This is a genomic window from Geobacillus sp. FSL W8-0026 (assembly GCF_037966255.1).
Lineage (GTDB): Bacteria > Bacillota > Bacilli > Bacillales > Anoxybacillaceae > Geobacillus > Geobacillus icigianus.
On sequence record NZ_CP150194.1, the window covers coordinates 2,289,974 to 2,305,728 of the forward strand.

At 53.9% G+C, this 15,755-nt stretch carries 14 protein-coding genes; 1 reads left to right on the forward strand and 13 read right to left on the reverse strand.

Annotated features, from left to right (window positions below; translation table 11 throughout):
* Positions 1–79 precede the first annotated feature (79 nt).
* From NST29_RS11430 to dpaA, 13 genes are all read right to left on the reverse strand, one after another.
* Entirely contained in the window at positions 80–1,171 is a 1,092-nt protein-coding gene (locus NST29_RS11430; RefSeq protein ID WP_033023266.1) for a BMP family protein, read from the reverse strand.
* Between the two features lie 85 nt (positions 1,172–1,256).
* Positions 1,257–1,988: a GntR family transcriptional regulator gene (locus tag NST29_RS11435; protein WP_033023133.1), complete on the reverse strand. Its 732-nt coding sequence runs from the start codon at positions 1,986–1,988 to the stop codon at positions 1,257–1,259.
* A gap of 203 nt (positions 1,989–2,191) precedes the next feature.
* Positions 2,192–4,504: a DNA translocase FtsK gene (locus NST29_RS11440; RefSeq protein WP_033023131.1), complete on the reverse strand. Its 2,313-nt coding sequence runs from the start codon at positions 4,502–4,504 to the stop codon at positions 2,192–2,194.
* Between the two features lie 109 nt (positions 4,505–4,613).
* Positions 4,614–4,838, reverse strand: a complete 225-nt coding sequence (locus tag NST29_RS11445) for a YlzJ-like family protein (RefSeq protein WP_033023129.1) — start codon at positions 4,836–4,838, stop codon at positions 4,614–4,616.
* Entirely contained in the window at positions 4,835–5,575 is a 741-nt protein-coding gene (locus tag NST29_RS11450) for a ClpP family protease (protein ID WP_033023128.1), read from the reverse strand. The genes NST29_RS11445 and NST29_RS11450 overlap by 4 nt, the downstream gene beginning before the upstream one ends.
* Positions 5,576–6,619: 1,044 nt before the next feature.
* Positions 6,620–7,222, reverse strand: a complete 603-nt coding sequence (locus NST29_RS11455; RefSeq protein ID WP_033023127.1) for a hypothetical protein — start codon at positions 7,220–7,222, stop codon at positions 6,620–6,622.
* Positions 7,223–7,236: 14 nt separating this feature from the next.
* Positions 7,237–7,950 (reverse strand): NlpC/P60 family protein, encoded by a 714-nt coding sequence (locus NST29_RS11460; protein WP_033023126.1) that lies wholly within the window; start codon positions 7,948–7,950, stop codon positions 7,237–7,239.
* A gap of 563 nt (positions 7,951–8,513) precedes the next feature.
* Positions 8,514–10,184: a ribonuclease J gene (locus tag NST29_RS11465; RefSeq protein WP_033023125.1), complete on the reverse strand. Its 1,671-nt coding sequence runs from the start codon at positions 10,182–10,184 to the stop codon at positions 8,514–8,516.
* Positions 10,185–10,348: 164 nt separating this feature from the next.
* The gene (dapA, locus tag NST29_RS11470; RefSeq protein WP_033023121.1) at positions 10,349–11,224 is read right to left on the reverse strand and encodes a 4-hydroxy-tetrahydrodipicolinate synthase; all 876 of its coding nucleotides are present in this window, start codon (positions 11,222–11,224) and stop codon (positions 10,349–10,351) included.
* Positions 11,225–11,229: 5 nt separating this feature from the next.
* Positions 11,230–12,477: an aspartate kinase gene (gene dapG, locus NST29_RS11475; RefSeq protein ID WP_033023119.1), complete on the reverse strand. Its 1,248-nt coding sequence runs from the start codon at positions 12,475–12,477 to the stop codon at positions 11,230–11,232.
* Between the two features lie 149 nt (positions 12,478–12,626).
* A complete protein-coding gene (asd, locus tag NST29_RS11480; RefSeq protein WP_033023115.1) occupies positions 12,627–13,670 on the reverse strand; it encodes an aspartate-semialdehyde dehydrogenase in 1,044 nt (347 codons plus the stop codon).
* 111 nt (positions 13,671–13,781) lie between these two features.
* Complete coding sequence (locus tag NST29_RS11485) at positions 13,782–14,387, reverse strand: dipicolinate synthase subunit B (RefSeq protein WP_033023114.1); 606 nt, start codon at positions 14,385–14,387, stop codon at positions 13,782–13,784.
* On the reverse strand, positions 14,384–15,289 hold the full coding sequence (gene dpaA / locus NST29_RS11490; RefSeq protein ID WP_033023113.1) for a dipicolinic acid synthetase subunit A: 906 nt from the start codon (positions 15,287–15,289) through the stop codon (positions 14,384–14,386). Before dpaA ends, NST29_RS11485 begins: the two co-directional genes overlap by 4 nt.
* 191 nt (positions 15,290–15,480) lie before the next feature.
* Between dpaA and NST29_RS11495 the strand changes: the two genes are divergently transcribed.
* Positions 15,481–15,720 (forward strand): YlmC/YmxH family sporulation protein, encoded by a 240-nt coding sequence (locus NST29_RS11495; protein WP_033023112.1) that lies wholly within the window; start codon positions 15,481–15,483, stop codon positions 15,718–15,720.
* Positions 15,721–15,755 lie beyond the last annotated feature (35 nt).

The window sequence follows — 15,755 nt, forward strand, 5'->3', positions numbered from 1 at the left end:
CGGCAGCGGAACGGCCGCCCTTCATTTCATGATTTTGAAAAAGGCTAGCGCACGCACTAGCCTTCTTTACCGTTGTTCGTCACTTGATCGTCGCAGCGAATTGTTCATACTCTTTCCGGTTGGTCGGGACTTTCACTTCACCTTTAATTATTTTTTGTTTCCACTCATCAACAGCTTTCAAAACGTTTTCCGGAACGTTGCCGCCAGTCGTAGCGACGCGAATTCCGTTTTCGGGCAATCCGTACTCGATCGTTTTGCCGCCCGGGAAGTTTCCGGCTTTCGCCTGTTTCGCCAAGTCATACACCGCCACATCGACGCGTTTTACCATCGAAGTGAGCGTGACGTTGTACGTTTTGTCGCCCACTTTCACTTCCCCTTCCGGCGCTTGGTCTTTGTCGACGCCGATGACCCAAATTTTACGGTTCGGATCTTTTTTCTTCAAGTCTTTCGCTTCTGAGAAGACGCCGTTTCCGGTCGCTCCAGAGGCATGGTAGATGATATCGATGCCAGACGCGTACATGCTCGAGGCGATCGCTTTCCCTTTGTCCGCTTGGTCGAACCCCCCGGCGTATTGCACTTCCACCTTCGCTTTCGGGTTGACGGCTTTGACGCCGGCGCGGAACCCGCTTTCAAATTTCTCGATCAGCGGAATTTCCATGCCGCCCACAAACCCGATTTTGTTTGTTTTCGTCATCAACCCGGCGACCACGCCGACGAGGAACGAACCTTCATGTTCTTTGAACGTGATGCTGGCGACGTTCGGCTCGTTCACCACCGTGTCGACGATGGCGAAATGGTTTTTCGGGTTTTGCTTGGCGACTTCTTTCACCGCGTCGCCCATCAAGTAGCCGATGCCGTAAATCAAATCAAAATCGCTGCGCACGAGTTTGTTTAAGTTCGTGGCGTAGTCGGAATCGCTCGATGACTGCAAGTAGTCATAGCCGCCGCGGCCTTTTTCAAGCCCATTGTCTTTGCCGAATTTTTGCAATCCTTCCCAAGCCGACTGGTTGAACGATTTGTCGTCGATCCCGCCAACGTCGGTGACCATGGCGACGCTGAACGTATCTTTTCCGTTGCCCCCGGCATTATTTCCCCCTTGACCGCCACAGGCGGCGAGCATCGTGCTGGCGGCAAACAACGTTGACACTAGAAAACCAAGCCGCTTTTTCATCATCCATTTACCCCCTACATAAAAATTGGTTTCTTCACTTAGTATGGAACTGCCTTTCTGCTTCTATGTACCCGTTTTCACCTCCTTAAAAGCCAAACCGCTTCCGCATGACATGGAAGCTGAATTTGTCGGAGCGAAAATAGTTGATCGAATAAAAGATGGCTTCGTCGTTTTTATCGAAATGCATTTGTTTCAAAACAAGCAAAGCCGTTTCCGGATCGCATTGCAAAATCGGCGACACTTTTTCGTGATAGCCGAGCGGCTCGATGCGCGCGACCGCATAGGCGATGTCGCGGTGCGCTTGGTTGTGCAGGCTTTCAAACAGCGATTCCTGCTCATACGAAATGCCCCTTGGCAAATATTTGCACAGAATTTTGTCGATGCAGTAAACGACCGGTTCGCCATCGGCCGTACGCACCCGCTCGATCAGCAATAACCCCTCGTCCGGCCCGCATTGAAAGCGGCGCATGTCGTCCTCGGTCGGATGCTGAATCGAAGAGGATAAAAAAATCGTCCCCGGTTTGCGTCCGGCTTGGCGGATCATATCGGTCACGCTTGAGAGCTGCTCGATGCCGGACGTAAACAGCGGACGAGCATTGACAAACGTTCCGACGCCATGGCGGCGAATGATGACGTTTTCTTCTTCGAGCACCCGAAGCGCCTCGCGCAGCGTCGCCCGGCTGACTCCGAGCTGCTTGGCCAGTTCAAACTCAGACGGCAGTTTTTGCTTTTCTTTGTACACGCCTGTTTCGATATCCCGTTTTAAGCGATCGATCACTTGCAAATACAGATGGCGGCTGTCTGCTTTGATTGACATGACAATGTCCTCCACGTTTCCGCTAAAGATCAGACCTCTGACATTAGACATATAACCTTTTCGAAAATACTATATCACGTTTTCTTGGGCAAATAAATAGGCGATATCAAATTTTGTCGAAGAAAAAGAAACAGGTTTGATAACGCTTCCAATAAGATGCATCATAAGGCGGGCGGCGCTGATTTTTGCCCGCCTTATTCGGTTTAGGATGTCTTTTTGATGTCCTCTTTCGACCACAGCACCGCGCGCGGTTTGCTTCCTTCATACGGCCCGACGACGCCGCGCTCTTCCATGGCGTCGATCAAGCGGGCGGCGCGGTTGTAGCCGATGCGGAAGCGGCGCTGCAGCATCGAAACGGACGCGCTCTGCATTTCGACCACCAAGCGGACGGCCTCGTCGTACAAGTCGTCATCAAGGTCGCCGGCCGATGGCTCGCCGTCCTCGACCATCATTTCTTCATAGTATTGCGCTCGCTGCTGGCCGATGACGTACTGAACAACGTCTTCGACCTCTTGATCGGAAACGAACGCCCCTTGCACGCGCACCGGTTTGGAAGCTCCCATCGGCAAAAACAGCATGTCGCCGCGCCCGAGCAGCTTTTCCGCTCCGCCCATGTCCAAAATCGTGCGCGAATCGATTTGCGATGAGACGCTAAAGGCGATGCGCGACGGGATGTTCGCCTTAATGACGCCGGTGATGACATCAACCGATGGCCGCTGGGTGGCGATAATCAAGTGGATGCCGGCCGCCCGTGCCATTTGCGCCAAGCGGGTGATGGCTTCTTCTACATCCGATGACGCCACCATCATTAAATCCGCTAGCTCGTCGATGATCACGACGATGTACGGCAAGAGCGGTTGCTGTTCCGGCACCGTTTCGTTCTGCTGGCGGATCTGTTCGTTATACCCTTCAATGTTGCGCGTGCCGGTGTGGGAGAACAGCTCGTAGCGGCGCTCCATTTCTTGGACGACCTTTTTCAGCGCTTGGGCCGCTTTTTTCGCATCGGTGACGACCGGCGTCAGCAAATGAGGAATGCCGTTATACACGCTCAGCTCGACCATTTTCGGGTCGATCATCATCAGCTTGACTTCATGTGGCTTCGTGCGCATAAGCAGGCTGACGATGATGCCGTTGATGCAGACGCTCTTGCCGCTGCCGGTCGCGCCGGCGATTAATAAATGCGGCATTTTGTTTAGTTCCGCCGCCACGACTTCTCCGGAGATGTCACGGCCAAGCGGAATTAAAAGCTTCGCTTCCGCCTTGGTATGCTCAACGGCTTCCAGCACCTCGCGCAGCGAGACGGTCGCGATTTCTTCGTTCGGCACTTCAATGCCGATCGCCGATTTGCCGGGAATCGGCGCCTCGATGCGGATGTCTTTCGCCGCCAACGCGAGCGCCAAATCGTCGCTTAAGCTGACGATTTTGCTCACTTTCACCCCGACGTCCGGATACACTTCGTACTTCGTCACCGCCGGGCCGAGATGCACTTGCGTCACTTTCGCCTTGACGCCAAAGCTTTGGAACGTTTTCTCCAGTTTGCGGGCGTTGGCGTAAATGTTGGCATGGTCGGCCGACTGCCCGGCCGGTTTCGGCAAGCGGAGCAAATCGAGCGGCGGCAAGTCGTAGTTCGTATTTTCATGGGCGGAAAAAGCCAACGGCGGCGTCGGCTTCCCTCTGTCCCCATCATCTTCCGCCCGTTCGCTCTCCTCTTCCGGCTCAGCCGCCGAACGGACAGCGGCAAAATCGGAGATGATCGGGGGCGGAGACAGCATTTCCTCTTCCAGCTCCGCCGCGTCCGCCGGCTCCTCCTCAGGCCGGGCCGCGCGCCGCGTCCGCCGGCTTTGGCTGCGGTTCGCTTTGCCCTTCCTTCCCGTCCGCCATTGCTTCACATCCTCAAGAAACGCCCGCCATTCTTGACGAACAACCGATGCGGCAAGCTCGATCCATCGGCCGGCTGTGTCACGCAGCGGCTTTCCGGTAAGAATGATCAAACCGATGAGAAACAAGAGGAAACAAATCCATTTCGTCCCAGTTGAATCAAACAGCTGATAACTGGCGGCAAACAGCAGAGCGCCTACCATCCCCCCGCCTAAATCGGCATCGGCCGTCTTGCCGCTCGCTTCATTCCAAAACAAAGCCCACGTCGTCCGCATGACGCTCGGATCCCACTGTCCGCGGCGCGACATCAGCGCAAACAGCCTGTCATGGCTTAAAAGCAGGAGCGCCGCCGCGATGACCGCCACGCCGACAAACGGGCGGCTCGTCCATGACGGCCACTGCCGCTGCCAGATAAGCGCCGCTGATAACGCCAAAAGGCCGATCAACAATAGCATGTACCATTCGCCGAAAAAAAAGCGGCTGATGAGCACGAGCGTTTCCCCAACGAGCCCAAGGCGGGCTATCGCCACCACGGCCACAGCGAGCAAGCTAAGGCCGATCAATTCAAAGCGAACAGTGTCCACCCATGACTGCCCTTTTGGCCGTTTTCCTTTTTTTCGTCGCTTTCGTTTCGCCATGTGTCGTTCACTCCAACATCTTTTCAGTGGCAAAGCCGGAAAAAAGCAGCCAACAATGGCTGCTTTTTCTGTTTGTCTACTATTATACCATGAATGGCGAAACAATTCATTACGATGTTGCCGCTGAAGCGGGAAACCGGGCCCCCGGGGCGTATTTCGCCTCTAAAAAGTGGTAAGGATTGGTGCTTAAATTTTGCACGATTTCATACTCGCCGGTTTCCGTGGCTTGCACAAGAAACGGGATGCCGTCATAATACACCAATTTCTGCTTTTCGTACGCCGCCCTGTCGGTGGGGAACACTAAATACTCGGGCATCATCGTATACAAAATCATTGAACGATCTTCCCTTCGCCGCTTTTTTTCATCTCAATCAGCTCGCGCAGCTTCGCCATCGCTTGCGACACGCCGCCCACCTCGTCGATCAGCCCGTACCGGACGGCGTCGGGTCCGACGACGTTCGTGCCGATGTCGCGCGTCAAATTGCCTTTGGAAAACATGAGCTCTTTAAACTTTTCCTCACTGATCTTCGAATGTTTCGTCACGAAGCGGACGACGCGCTCCTGCATTTTATCCAAATACTCAAACGTCTGCGGCACCCCGATCACAAGCCCGGTCAGACGGATCGGGTGGATCGTCATCGTCGCCGTCTCGGTGATGAACGAATGGTCGCACGAAACGGCAATCGGCACGCCGATCGAATGGCCGCCGCCAAGCACGATGGAAACGGTCGGTTTCGACAGCGACGCAAGCATTTCGGCGATGGCGAGCCCGGCTTCGACATCGCCGCCAACAGTGTTCAAAATGACAAGCAGCCCTTCGATTTTCGGATTTTGCTCAATGGCGACGATCTGCGGAATGACATGCTCGTATTTCGTCGCTTTGTTTTGCGGCGGCAGCTGAATATGGCCTTCAATTTGGCCGACGATCGTCAAGCAATGAATGTTCGTATCGAGTTCCATTTGCGGAACGTTCGTCTGCCCGAGTTGGGTGATGGCGGCGGTTGCTTCCTCGGTCTTTGTCTCCGGCTGTTCGCCCTCGGCTTCCGCTTGGAAATAACGCTCCTTCTCCATTGTTTCGTCTCCTTTCTTGTCGGTCATACGTTTAGTATGGCCGAAAAAAGAAAGAAAAATGCCGGCAACAACCGACCGTTCCCAGCATTTTTCGTTGGACTTTGAGCATGATTGCATTACACTTTTATTTCAGCAAACGAAATAAAATAAGCTAGTGGGCAAAATTGTGGTCAATGTGGTAAAAGCGCAAAGGTTACGCCCGGCACCTCAAGGTGGATGTCGATCCGATCCAACAGCGGCCCTGACAAACGGGCGCGGTATCGCTGGATTTGCGGCGGTGTGCAGGTACACTGCCGCTGTTCCCGCGAGCCGAAAAATCCGCAGGGGCACGCGTGAAGATAACCACCTAGAACTGGCGATTTACAGGGAAACTTCAACGTCACCTGCATTGCCAGAAGATGATACACCCGGTGGGTGCATAAGACGTGCTCGTTTAGCGAAAAACATGTTGCTTGTCGATCTTGCTGCTGCAACCGGTCTCAGTGTCCGTTCTCTTCGTCTGGCCGAACAGAACAAGTCAACAGTAAGCCCGCCTAATCTTAGAAGATGATCTAAAGCTTTGGGGGTGTCAATCGCTTACCTTGGTTGTTTTGAGAACCTTCCGGAACATACACTAGGCCAGCGGATCAAGAAGGCTCGACTGTATCATGGATATAACAAAAGAGAATTTGGAGAGATTTTTGGGTTGAGCACGAGGATAATATGATGAGTACCGGCCTTCTGAAAAATATATGAAGCGTCTTGATATATTCTTAGCTATTTTGCATTAACATTAAAGCGTCCCTCGGATGTTGAAAAAGGCTTGTACGAGAATCGGTCTTCGACAAAAAGACAGGAGGTTGCGGCTACTGCCACGCACCCCCTCAATGCACTCAGGGAAATCATTTTTCGGACTTCCAACAATCTTAGGTACTGGGTACGCTCGTATCCGTCCAGGGTCAAATGGAATAAGCAGCGATTGGAACAAGTCGGGATCGTATTTCTCCCGATCGAGCCATATCTTCATCCTCTGGCCACAAAATCACCGGCATCCGGTCGCTGTGTCTATTTGGCCTGGATCGACCAGTCGATGACTTTATAGGTGTTCCCCTTCTTTTTCAGTTGGAGAACCCACTTCTCCCGATAGGTATCAAATCGTTCCATCCGGTCGGCGTAGTCGTTGAACCGGTCAAATTCGGGCAACTTGTTGCGAATAATGGTGACCTCAACCTGATTCGGACTGCATTCCTTCAGTGGTTGTACCGGATCGTAACACACGATTTGCCTGATGTCATTGCTTGTATTCTGCAGACGAGGATGTTGTTTCCACTTTTGCATTGCCTTGTCTCCCTCGATCCACTTCAGCAGTTCCTTCGGGTCACGGTGAAAGTAGCTTTCGACAAATTCGTAAACGACCCGAATTTTTTCATTTTTTGCCAAAGGTGCAGGAGCATTTTGTTGGTAGAAATGGTACAGACGCCGATAATACTGTTCAGACTCATCCATGTATTCATTCATTTTCAGAATATTTTCCTTGGACGCATAGGGAGTCGGAGCATCCGCATGTACGACGGGAGACGGGGTGTGACTCCAGACATATGTCAGCAGATTGCTCCCTCCTATCGCTAGGCACCATGCCATGACCCCGATCCATTGTTTGCGTTTCATATGAGTTGACCTCCCTAGTTTGTCAGGCTGCCATCATCCTGAATGATCCGTTTGATTTTCATCACGTTTTTACTCCAGATATAATCCAGCTTGTCAATTCTGACATTGGCGGATGACCCGGTTCCCCCTTCGTGGATGTACAAATGATTGCCGTTGGTATCTTTTCCTGCGTACATCGCCACATGATCCACTTTTTTGTCCTCATCCCAGTCAAAGAAGATCAGATCCCCGATTTTCAAATTGGTTTCATCAGGTGTTTTGCCTTTTGTCACTTCGCTGCCCCGTTTGATCTGGTCAGATGTGGTCCGGCCGATGTTTATATTCAATTCCGTCAAATATACAGACGAAGTAAAACCGGAGCAATCCATCGATTTGGGTGTCACCTTGTTTAGGTTGACTGTACCCGCACCGGGTTGAGCATACGGGATTTTCCCCACCCAGCGCTTGGCCTGACTCAGAATTTTGCCGCGAAGTTCATCTCCTTTGTTTTCTTTGGCTGTCGCAGTCGCGACTGCCTCTGCCGCATCCGGCTTCGCCAGCAGCGAGGCTTGATAGAGCGCTTGCGCCTGTCTGCTGATCTGCACGGCATCGGCCGAATCCTTTTCGCTTCCCCCTGTTGCCAGTCCTGCTTCTTTGCTGGAAAGTACGCGCTCGGTCTGGGTCGTACGTTGATTGGCTTGATAGGAAACCAGTTGGAACGTGGCCGGTTGGCTGCGAATAGAGGTCATCCCCAAACAACTCCTTTATTTCAAAATTTTTTCCCAATTGTCAGTTTACTATATTTACAGAGTTAAGTCAATAAGAATGAAGTTACCCACACCATTCTAGGAAGAGGGGATTTTGAAATGGCTCAATACCAGATTACCGTAGATTCACAACTTTGGCGTCAGCTTTTTCTCGGCCATTAGAATAGATGTGAAATGAATAATAACATTCGAAAACTCCGAAAAGAACGTGGCATACACGGGACGCACATCGCTAAAATGTTAAACATTACCCCTACGTTTTGTGAAATTGAACGCGGAAAGAAAAGATTGCGTGCGGATCTGGCCTCCCGAATCGCTGGGATATATGCTGATATTACGATCACACTGAATACCTACGCTCATGTTACATCGATGCAAAAGAGCTTTGCCAGAAACTTTGACTTGGCTGTCAAACAGGTTAGAAGCAAATCGCTTTAGCATCGTAAAGGTGGTCAATATGTGATCAAAGGACGATTTAAAAAGTAAAAAAAGAGCCGAAAACCTTGACATATCAAGGTTTTGCGACTCAAGTGTGGCAAGAAGAATTACACTTCCATAATAATCGGTAAAATCATTGGCCTCCGCTTTGTTTTTTCAAATAAAAATTGGCTGAGCGCTTCACGGATGTTCGCTTTCAGCGACGACCATTCGAGCATGTAGGATTCAAGGCAGCGCTCGATGATCGAAGCCACCATCTTCTCCGCTTCCTCAAGCAACGTCTCCGACTCGCGCATATAAACAAATCCGCGCGAAATGATTTCCGGTCCCGCCGCGATCGTTTTCGCTTCTTTATTCAGCGTGACGACGGCGATTAAAATGCCGTCTTGCGACAATAAGCGCCGATCGCGCAGGACGATGTTGCCGACATCGCCGATGCCAAGCCCGTCAATTAAAATGTTGCCGTACGGCACTTTGCCGCCGGAACGGGCGACGCCGCCGCGAAACTCGATCACTTCGCCTTTGTCGATCAAAAACGTCCGCTCTTCCGAGATGCCGACCGCTTTCGCCAGCCGAGCGTGCGCCTTTTGCATCCGGTATTCCCCGTGGACGGGGATGAAGTACTTCGGGCGCATGAAGTTGAGCATCAGCTTTAATTCTTCTTGGCAGCCATGCCCCGATACGTGCACTTGCCGATCGCGGTAAATGACGTTCGCCCCGGCGCGGTACAAGGCGTCAATCGTTTTCGCAAACCCGAGTTCATAGCCCGGCATGACGGACGCGGCGACGATGACGGTATCGCCTTCCTTGATGTTCACGTGCTTGTTCGTTTGGCGCGCCATCCGCCATAGCGCGCTCATCGGCTCACCATGCCCTCCGGTGGTCAAAATGACGAGCTCGCGGTCATGGTAGCGATCGAGATCGTGGGCCGAGATCGTCACCTTGTCTGGAACGTGCAAATAGCCAAGGCGCACGGCGATGTCCATCACTTTGTGCAGCGTTTTGCCGATCACCGCCACTTTGCGCCCGGACTCGTGCGATGCATAAAGCACCTGTTGGATGCGGGTAATGTTTGAGGCGTAGCAGGCGACGAATACCCGCCCTGGCGCATGGCCGATCACGTCGGCGATTTCATAGGCAACGGCCGTGTCGGAACCGCTGTAGCCCGGACGCTCGGCGTTTGTGCTGTCCGACAGCAAGCAGAGCACCCCTTGTTCGCCGATTTGCGCGATTTTGCCCAAATCGGTGCGGCTGTTGCCGTAGGGCGTCTGGTCAAACTTAAAATCGCTCGTGTACACGATCGCGCCTTGCGATGTTTGCAAGCTGATGCCGACTGAATCGGGAATGCTGTGAATCGTGCGGAAAAAGGTGACCTTGGCTTTGTCAAACACGAGCTCGACATCCGGGTGGATTTCGTTCAGCTTGGCGCCCGACACTCCTTGTTCCTTCAGCAACGCCTCTGCCAATCCGATCGTCAGCTTCGTTCCGTAAACTGGAACGGACAGCTGCTTGAGCACGTAGGCGATCGCTCCCATGTGCTCCTCATGCCCATGGGTGAGGAAAATCGCTTGAATGCGGTGCTGCCGTTCAACCAAATAGGTGATGTCGGGGATCACCTTGTCGATGCCGAGCATTTCATCTTCTGGGAACATCACCCCGGCATCGATGACAAAAATGTCCTCGTCCAATTCGACGACATACATGTTCTTGCCGATTTCCCCTACTCCCCCTAGGGCAAAAAGGCGTATTTTCTCTACCGGCTTTATTTTTGATTTCAAGGCTGCGTCCTCCCAATCATGATGCTAACCCGCTCAAAGTCACTTGCTTTTATTATAACGAATCGATGTTGAGAAACACAAGATGGCTAATGCGCCAACCGCTGGATTTCTCACCAGCGAAAAGCGCCCTCAACGCCCGCCAAGGAGACGTTGAGGGCGCTCGGTTACGACAGAGCAGAAAGCAGGCGCTGAAGCTCGTTCCGTTCCTGTTCCGTGAGCGGGACGAGCGGAAGACGAACGGCGCCGACATCCAGCCCACAAAGCTGCAGCGCCGTTTTCACCGGAACCGGGCTTGGAGCGGCAAACAGCCCTTTCATGAGCGGCAGCCATCTTCGGTGCAGCGCCGCCGCCTGCTGGTGATCTCCAGCTTGGAAGGCGCGAATCATTCGCTGCATTTCATCGCCGATGATGTGCGAAGCAACCGAGACCACGCCGGCCCCCCCGATGGCGAGCACCGGAAGCGTCAAGCTGTCATCGCCGCTATAAAGCAAAAAATCGTCCGGGGTCCGTTCAATGATTTCGGCCATAGCGTCCAAATTGCCGCTCGCCTCTTTGACCGCAACGATGTTTGGGATTTCCGCCAGCCGGATGACGGTTTCCGGAGCGAGGCTGACCGCTGTGCGGCCCGGGACGTTATAGAGCATCACCGACAGCGATGTGCTTTCGGCAATCGCTTTGAAATGCTGGTACAACCCTTCTTGGTTCGGTTTATTGTAATACGGCGAAACGAGCATGACGGCGTCGACGCCCGCCTCTTCCGCCCGCTTGGTCAGCTCGATCGAAGCGCGCGTATTGTTCGTCCCCGTCCCAGCAATGACCGGCACGCGGCCGTTGACGACGGCGACGACATGGCGAAAGAGCGCCAGTTTTTCTTCGGTCGTCAATGTTGGCGATTCGCCGGTCGTGCCGGCGACGACGAGCGCATCCGTGCCATGGTCGAGCAAATAGTTGACCAGCTCCGTCGTTTTCGGCAAATCAAGATTCCCTTTTCGGTCAAACGGCGTGACCATCGCCGTTACGACGTTTCCGAACTGAATCACGGTTTTCACTCCTCACTCCAAATCGCTTCGTCTCCCCCCGCCTCAGATAGGCAAAAGGCGTCATGGAGAGCGTTGACCGCTTTTTCCATATCTTCCTCTTTCACTAACACCCAAATGGTCGTATGGCTGTCAGCCGATTGCAAAATTTGAATGCCTTGTTCTGACAAGGCGGTGACGATTTTCGCCGTCACCCCGGGCACGCCGGCGATGCCGGCGCCGACGACCGATACTTTGGCGCAACGCGGCGTCACGGCCGGTTCATAGCCGATGCGGCGCAAAGCAGCAATCGCTTTGTCCGTCATCTCGCCGCTGACCGTGTAGACAACGCCGTATGGGGAAATATTGATAAAATCGACGCTGATCCCTTCGTGGGCCATCGCTTGAAACACGTCCGACTGCAGCTCATAATGCCCTTCTTTCGCCAGCACCTTGATTTGCGTGACGTTGGCGACATGGGCGATGCCCGTCACTAGCCGCTCCCGCACGTCGCTCCCCTTTTGCGGACGAATCGAGGAGGTGACAAGCGTTCCCGGCGCATCCGAATACGTCGAGCGGATGCGCAGCGGCACTTTCGCCTGCATAGCGATTTCGACCGCGCGCGGGTGAATGACTTTCGCCCCTTGATACGCCATGTTGCAAATTTCCGTATAGGTGACAACCTCAAGCGGTCGGGCGTTTTCGACAATGCGCGGATCAGCGGTCATGACGCCGTCGACATCGGTGAAAATATCGACCCGCTCGGCGTTTAGCGCCGCGCCGAGCGCCGCCGCCGATGTGTCGCTGCCACCGCGGCCGAGCGTTGTGATATCGCCGTTTTCCGCCATCCCTTGAAAGCCGGCCACGACGGCGACATCGTGCTGTTCAAGCGCCTCAAGGAGGCGGTCGCAGCGCATCTCGACGATTTTGGCGTTCGTATAGTCGCTGTTCGTGCGGAATCCGGCTTGCGCGCCCGTGAACGCCGCCGCTTTGATGCCGTGGGCGTTCAACAAGTTGCTGAACACGACGCTGGAGATGATTTCTCCGCACGCCATGAGCAAGTCTTGTTCGCGCTTTGTCACATGATGCTCGGAGCCGCCGATCAGGCTAAGAAGCGTGTCGGTCGCGTACGGATCGCCGTATCGGCCCATGGCCGATACGACGACAACAACTTTGTAGCCGTCTTCAAGCGCCTTTTCAATGTGGCGGCGCGCCATGTTTCGCCCGCGTTCATCGCGGACGGACGTGCCGCCGAACTTTTGGACGATAATTTTCATGGTAACACCTCGACGATTGGATAAACTTTCCCGGCCTTCGCTGCGAGGAAGGCGGGGCCTCCGTCACGCTGGCCCATCCTTGGGCGTCCGCCTTGTGTCAGGCGAACGCCGTGCCGCGTTGAGGCGGGAGATGCCGTGAAAAAACGGCGTTATATCAACCCGAGCTTTCGTAAATGTTCCGCGATTTGCACCGAGTTCGAAGCCGCCCCTTTCAGCAAGTTGTCGGCGACAATCCAGAGGTGGAAGCCGCGCGGATGATCCAAATCGCGGCGGATGCGGCCGACAAACACATCATACTGGCCGACGCAATGGACCGGCATCGGATACAGCTGTTCGCTCGGATCATCTTGCAGCACGACACCCGGCGCCTCGCGAAGCACCTCGTGCAAGTCGGCAACGGTGACGCCGTCTTGCTCAACTTCGATGTACACCGATTCCGAGTGCCCGCTCGCCACCGGAATGCGCACGCACGTTGCCGCCACTTTCAGCTCGGGCATGTGCATAATTTTTTTCGTTTCGTTGATCATTTTCATTTCTTCAAATGTAAAGCCGTTGTCTTGGAACTTATCGATTTGCGGTATGGCGTTGAACGCAATCGGGTAATGCTTCCGATCCGATTTCACTGGCAAAATGTTCGCCTCGACCGGCTTCCCTTCGAGCACCGCTTTCGTCTGCGCATGCAGCTCTTCGATCGCCTGCGCCCCGGCCCCGGAGACGGCTTGGTACGTTGAAACGATCACGCGCTCTAAGCCAAACGCCTTCCGAATCGGCTCCAACGCCACGACCATTTGGATCGTCGAGCAGTTCGGATTGGCGATAATGCCGTTATGCCACGTCAAATCGCTTCCGTTCACTTCCGGGACGACAAGCGGCACGTTTTCGTCCATCCGAAAGGCGCTCGTATTGTCGATGACGACCGCCCCGCGCCGCACCGCTTCCGGCGCCAATGCCTTCGATACCGCCCCGCCGGCGCTGAACAAGGCGATGTCCACCCCTTCAAAGCGCTCGGGTGATGCCGCTTGCACCTCAATTTCCTCGCCGCGGAACCGCATTGTTTTGCCAGCCGACCGCTCCGATGACAACAAAGTCAATGTTCCAACCGGAAAGTTCCGATCCTCAAGCGTCCGCACCATTTGCTGCCCGACGGCCCCCGTTGCTCCGACGACAGCGACATGATATTGCTTTTGAGTCATCCACCATTCTCCTTCCACATCGTCACTCTAAGAAGTGAATTCATAGTCTTTATTTTATCACATTCCGCTGTGGACGAGAGAACATTTTTATGCGCCGCTTTGATTTTTGATTCAGTTGTAGCGGAAGCGTTCGATGACCACCGGCTGCAGCTGTTTTCCTTCCAGCGCGGCGAGAACCGTGTCGCGCAACAGCGGCATGTAGGCGACCATCGAGTTTGGCTTCGCCTGCGGGGCGTCTTGGCCGAACGGAATAAAGTAAATGTTTTTCGCCGCCATCAGCCGCATCAAGTTGACGCCGTTTAAGCCGAGCGCATCGTTTGTGGAAATGCCGAGCACGACCGGGCGGTGGTTGCGCATCGTCGCTTTGGCCGCCATGAGCACCGGGGAATCGGTCATGGCGTTGGCCAGCTTGCTCATCGAGTTGCCGGTGAGCGGAGCGATCACCATGCAGTCGAGCGGAATTTTCGGCCCGAGCGGCTCCGCTTTGACGATCGTGTCAATCACTTCGTTTCCCGTCAACTGTTCGAGTTTTTTCACCCATTCCTCCCCTTCGCCGAAACGGGTGTTGGTCGTCTTAACGGTGTACGTAACAATCGGCAATACTTCGGCCCCTTCATGGACAAGTTTTTCAATTTCGGGAAACACCGCATCATACGTGCAATGCGACCCGGTGAGGCCAAAGCCGATTCGTTTTCCTTTCAGGCTGTTTCCGCTCATCGTTTGTTCTCCTCCCGTTTTTGCCAATCTTCATACAAAAGCTGCGCCAAAACGTTGGCGATGATTTGTCCGGCTGTTTTCGGCGCGACGATCCCGGGCAGCCCGGGCGCTAAAATGGCTTTCACGCCGCGTTTTTCGGCGTAGCGAAAGTCGGTGCCGCCCGGTTTGGACGCCAAATCGATGATCAGCGTATGGGCCGGCATTTTGGCGATCACGCTCGCCGTGACAATCAAATGCGGAATCGTGTTGATGCAGACGTCAATATCGCGCACTTCTTTTTCCAAATCGTTTAGGTGAAACGGCACGAGCCCCATTTCGGTAATGCGGGCGAGATGCTCCGACCGGCGCGCCCCGACTTTCACTTTCGCCCCTAGGGCGGCAAACGTCCGGGCAACGGTCATGCCGACGCGTCCGAGCCCTAAGACGGCGACGCGCGAGCCGTGAATCGTAAAATCGGTGTGCTGAATGACCATCATCACCGTGCCTTCGGCGGTCGGAATGGAGTTGTAGATGGCCACATCATCGCGCGCAAACAGCTGCACGTGCTTACGTTCGGTCTTTCTCACCAGCTCATCCAAATACGAGTTGCTGATGCCGGAGTAAATGGTGCAGCGTTGGGCCGTTCGTTTCACGATTTCTTCGGTGAATGGAATCGGTTCTTGGGCGAACACGCTGTTTACTTTTCCGTCCAACGTCGTGCCGTGAACCGGCAAAATAATGGCATCCAAATCAGGAAAATCGACTTCGTCAATCGGCAGCTTCACGGCCCCGGTAAAATGATGAGCCAGCTGGTCAAAGCCAACGAGCGATAACTTGGCATCCAATTCCACGAGTTTGCGAATGACTTCCAGCTGCCTCGCATCACCGCCGATGATGGCGACATGCATTCCTGTCAGCATCATGTTGTACGCTCACCTTCTTTGTTGGCAAACTGCTTCATTTCTTTTCCCATCTTATGTCGGGGAAAAACCATGGGTGAATGACCCGGGGGGAAAAAATGGGCGTCATCATCGCGGCGCTGGGCTGCAACAGTCATGTTTTGCCGTTCCGTTTCTATACATAGAATAAAGGGACAAAAAGGAGGGAACCGACGGTGAGGCTGAGCGAACTAAGCGGCAAAGAAATCGTGGATGTCAGAAGGGCCGAGCGGCTCGGGGTGCTCGGACAAACGGATTTGGAAATCAACGAACAAACCGGGCAAGTGGAGGCGCTCCTTATCCCGACAGGAAAATGGTTCGGGCTGCGGAAAGACCATCAAGAAATCCGCGTGCCGTGGAACTATATCCGCAAAATTGGCTCCGATATGGTGATGATCGACATTCCCGAAGAATAAGAGACAAAAAAGAAAAAAGCTAACCACCTCAGGAA

Excerpts from the sequence above, each read along its gene's own strand:
- dpaA (WP_033023113.1), bottom strand. The coding sequence starts at position 15,289 with ATGATGCTGACAGGAATGCATGTCGCCATCATCGGCGGTGATGCGAGG.
- NST29_RS11440 (WP_033023131.1), bottom strand. The coding sequence starts at position 4,504 with ATGGCGAAACGAAAGCGACGAAAAAAAGGAAAACGGCCAAAAGGGCAG.
- NST29_RS11445 (WP_033023129.1), bottom strand. The coding sequence starts at position 4,838 with ATGATTTTGTATACGATGATGCCCGAGTATTTAGTGTTCCCCACCGAC.
- dapG (WP_033023119.1), bottom strand. The coding sequence starts at position 12,477 with ATGAAAATTATCGTCCAAAAGTTCGGCGGCACGTCCGTCCGCGATGAA.
- NST29_RS11485 (WP_033023114.1), bottom strand. The coding sequence starts at position 14,387 with ATGAGCGGAAACAGCCTGAAAGGAAAACGAATCGGCTTTGGCCTCACC.
- NST29_RS11460 (WP_033023126.1), bottom strand. The coding sequence starts at position 7,950 with ATGACCTCTATTCGCAGCCAACCGGCCACGTTCCAACTGGTTTCCTAT.
- NST29_RS11430 (WP_033023266.1), bottom strand. The coding sequence starts at position 1,171 with ATGAAAAAGCGGCTTGGTTTTCTAGTGTCAACGTTGTTTGCCGCCAGC.
- NST29_RS11435 (WP_033023133.1), bottom strand. The coding sequence starts at position 1,988 with ATGTCAATCAAAGCAGACAGCCGCCATCTGTATTTGCAAGTGATCGAT.
- asd (WP_033023115.1), bottom strand. The coding sequence starts at position 13,670 with ATGACTCAAAAGCAATATCATGTCGCTGTCGTCGGAGCAACGGGGGCC.
- NST29_RS11455 (WP_033023127.1), bottom strand. The coding sequence starts at position 7,222 with ATGAAACGCAAACAATGGATCGGGGTCATGGCATGGTGCCTAGCGATA.
- NST29_RS11450 (WP_033023128.1), bottom strand. The coding sequence starts at position 5,575 with ATGGAGAAGGAGCGTTATTTCCAAGCGGAAGCCGAGGGCGAACAGCCG.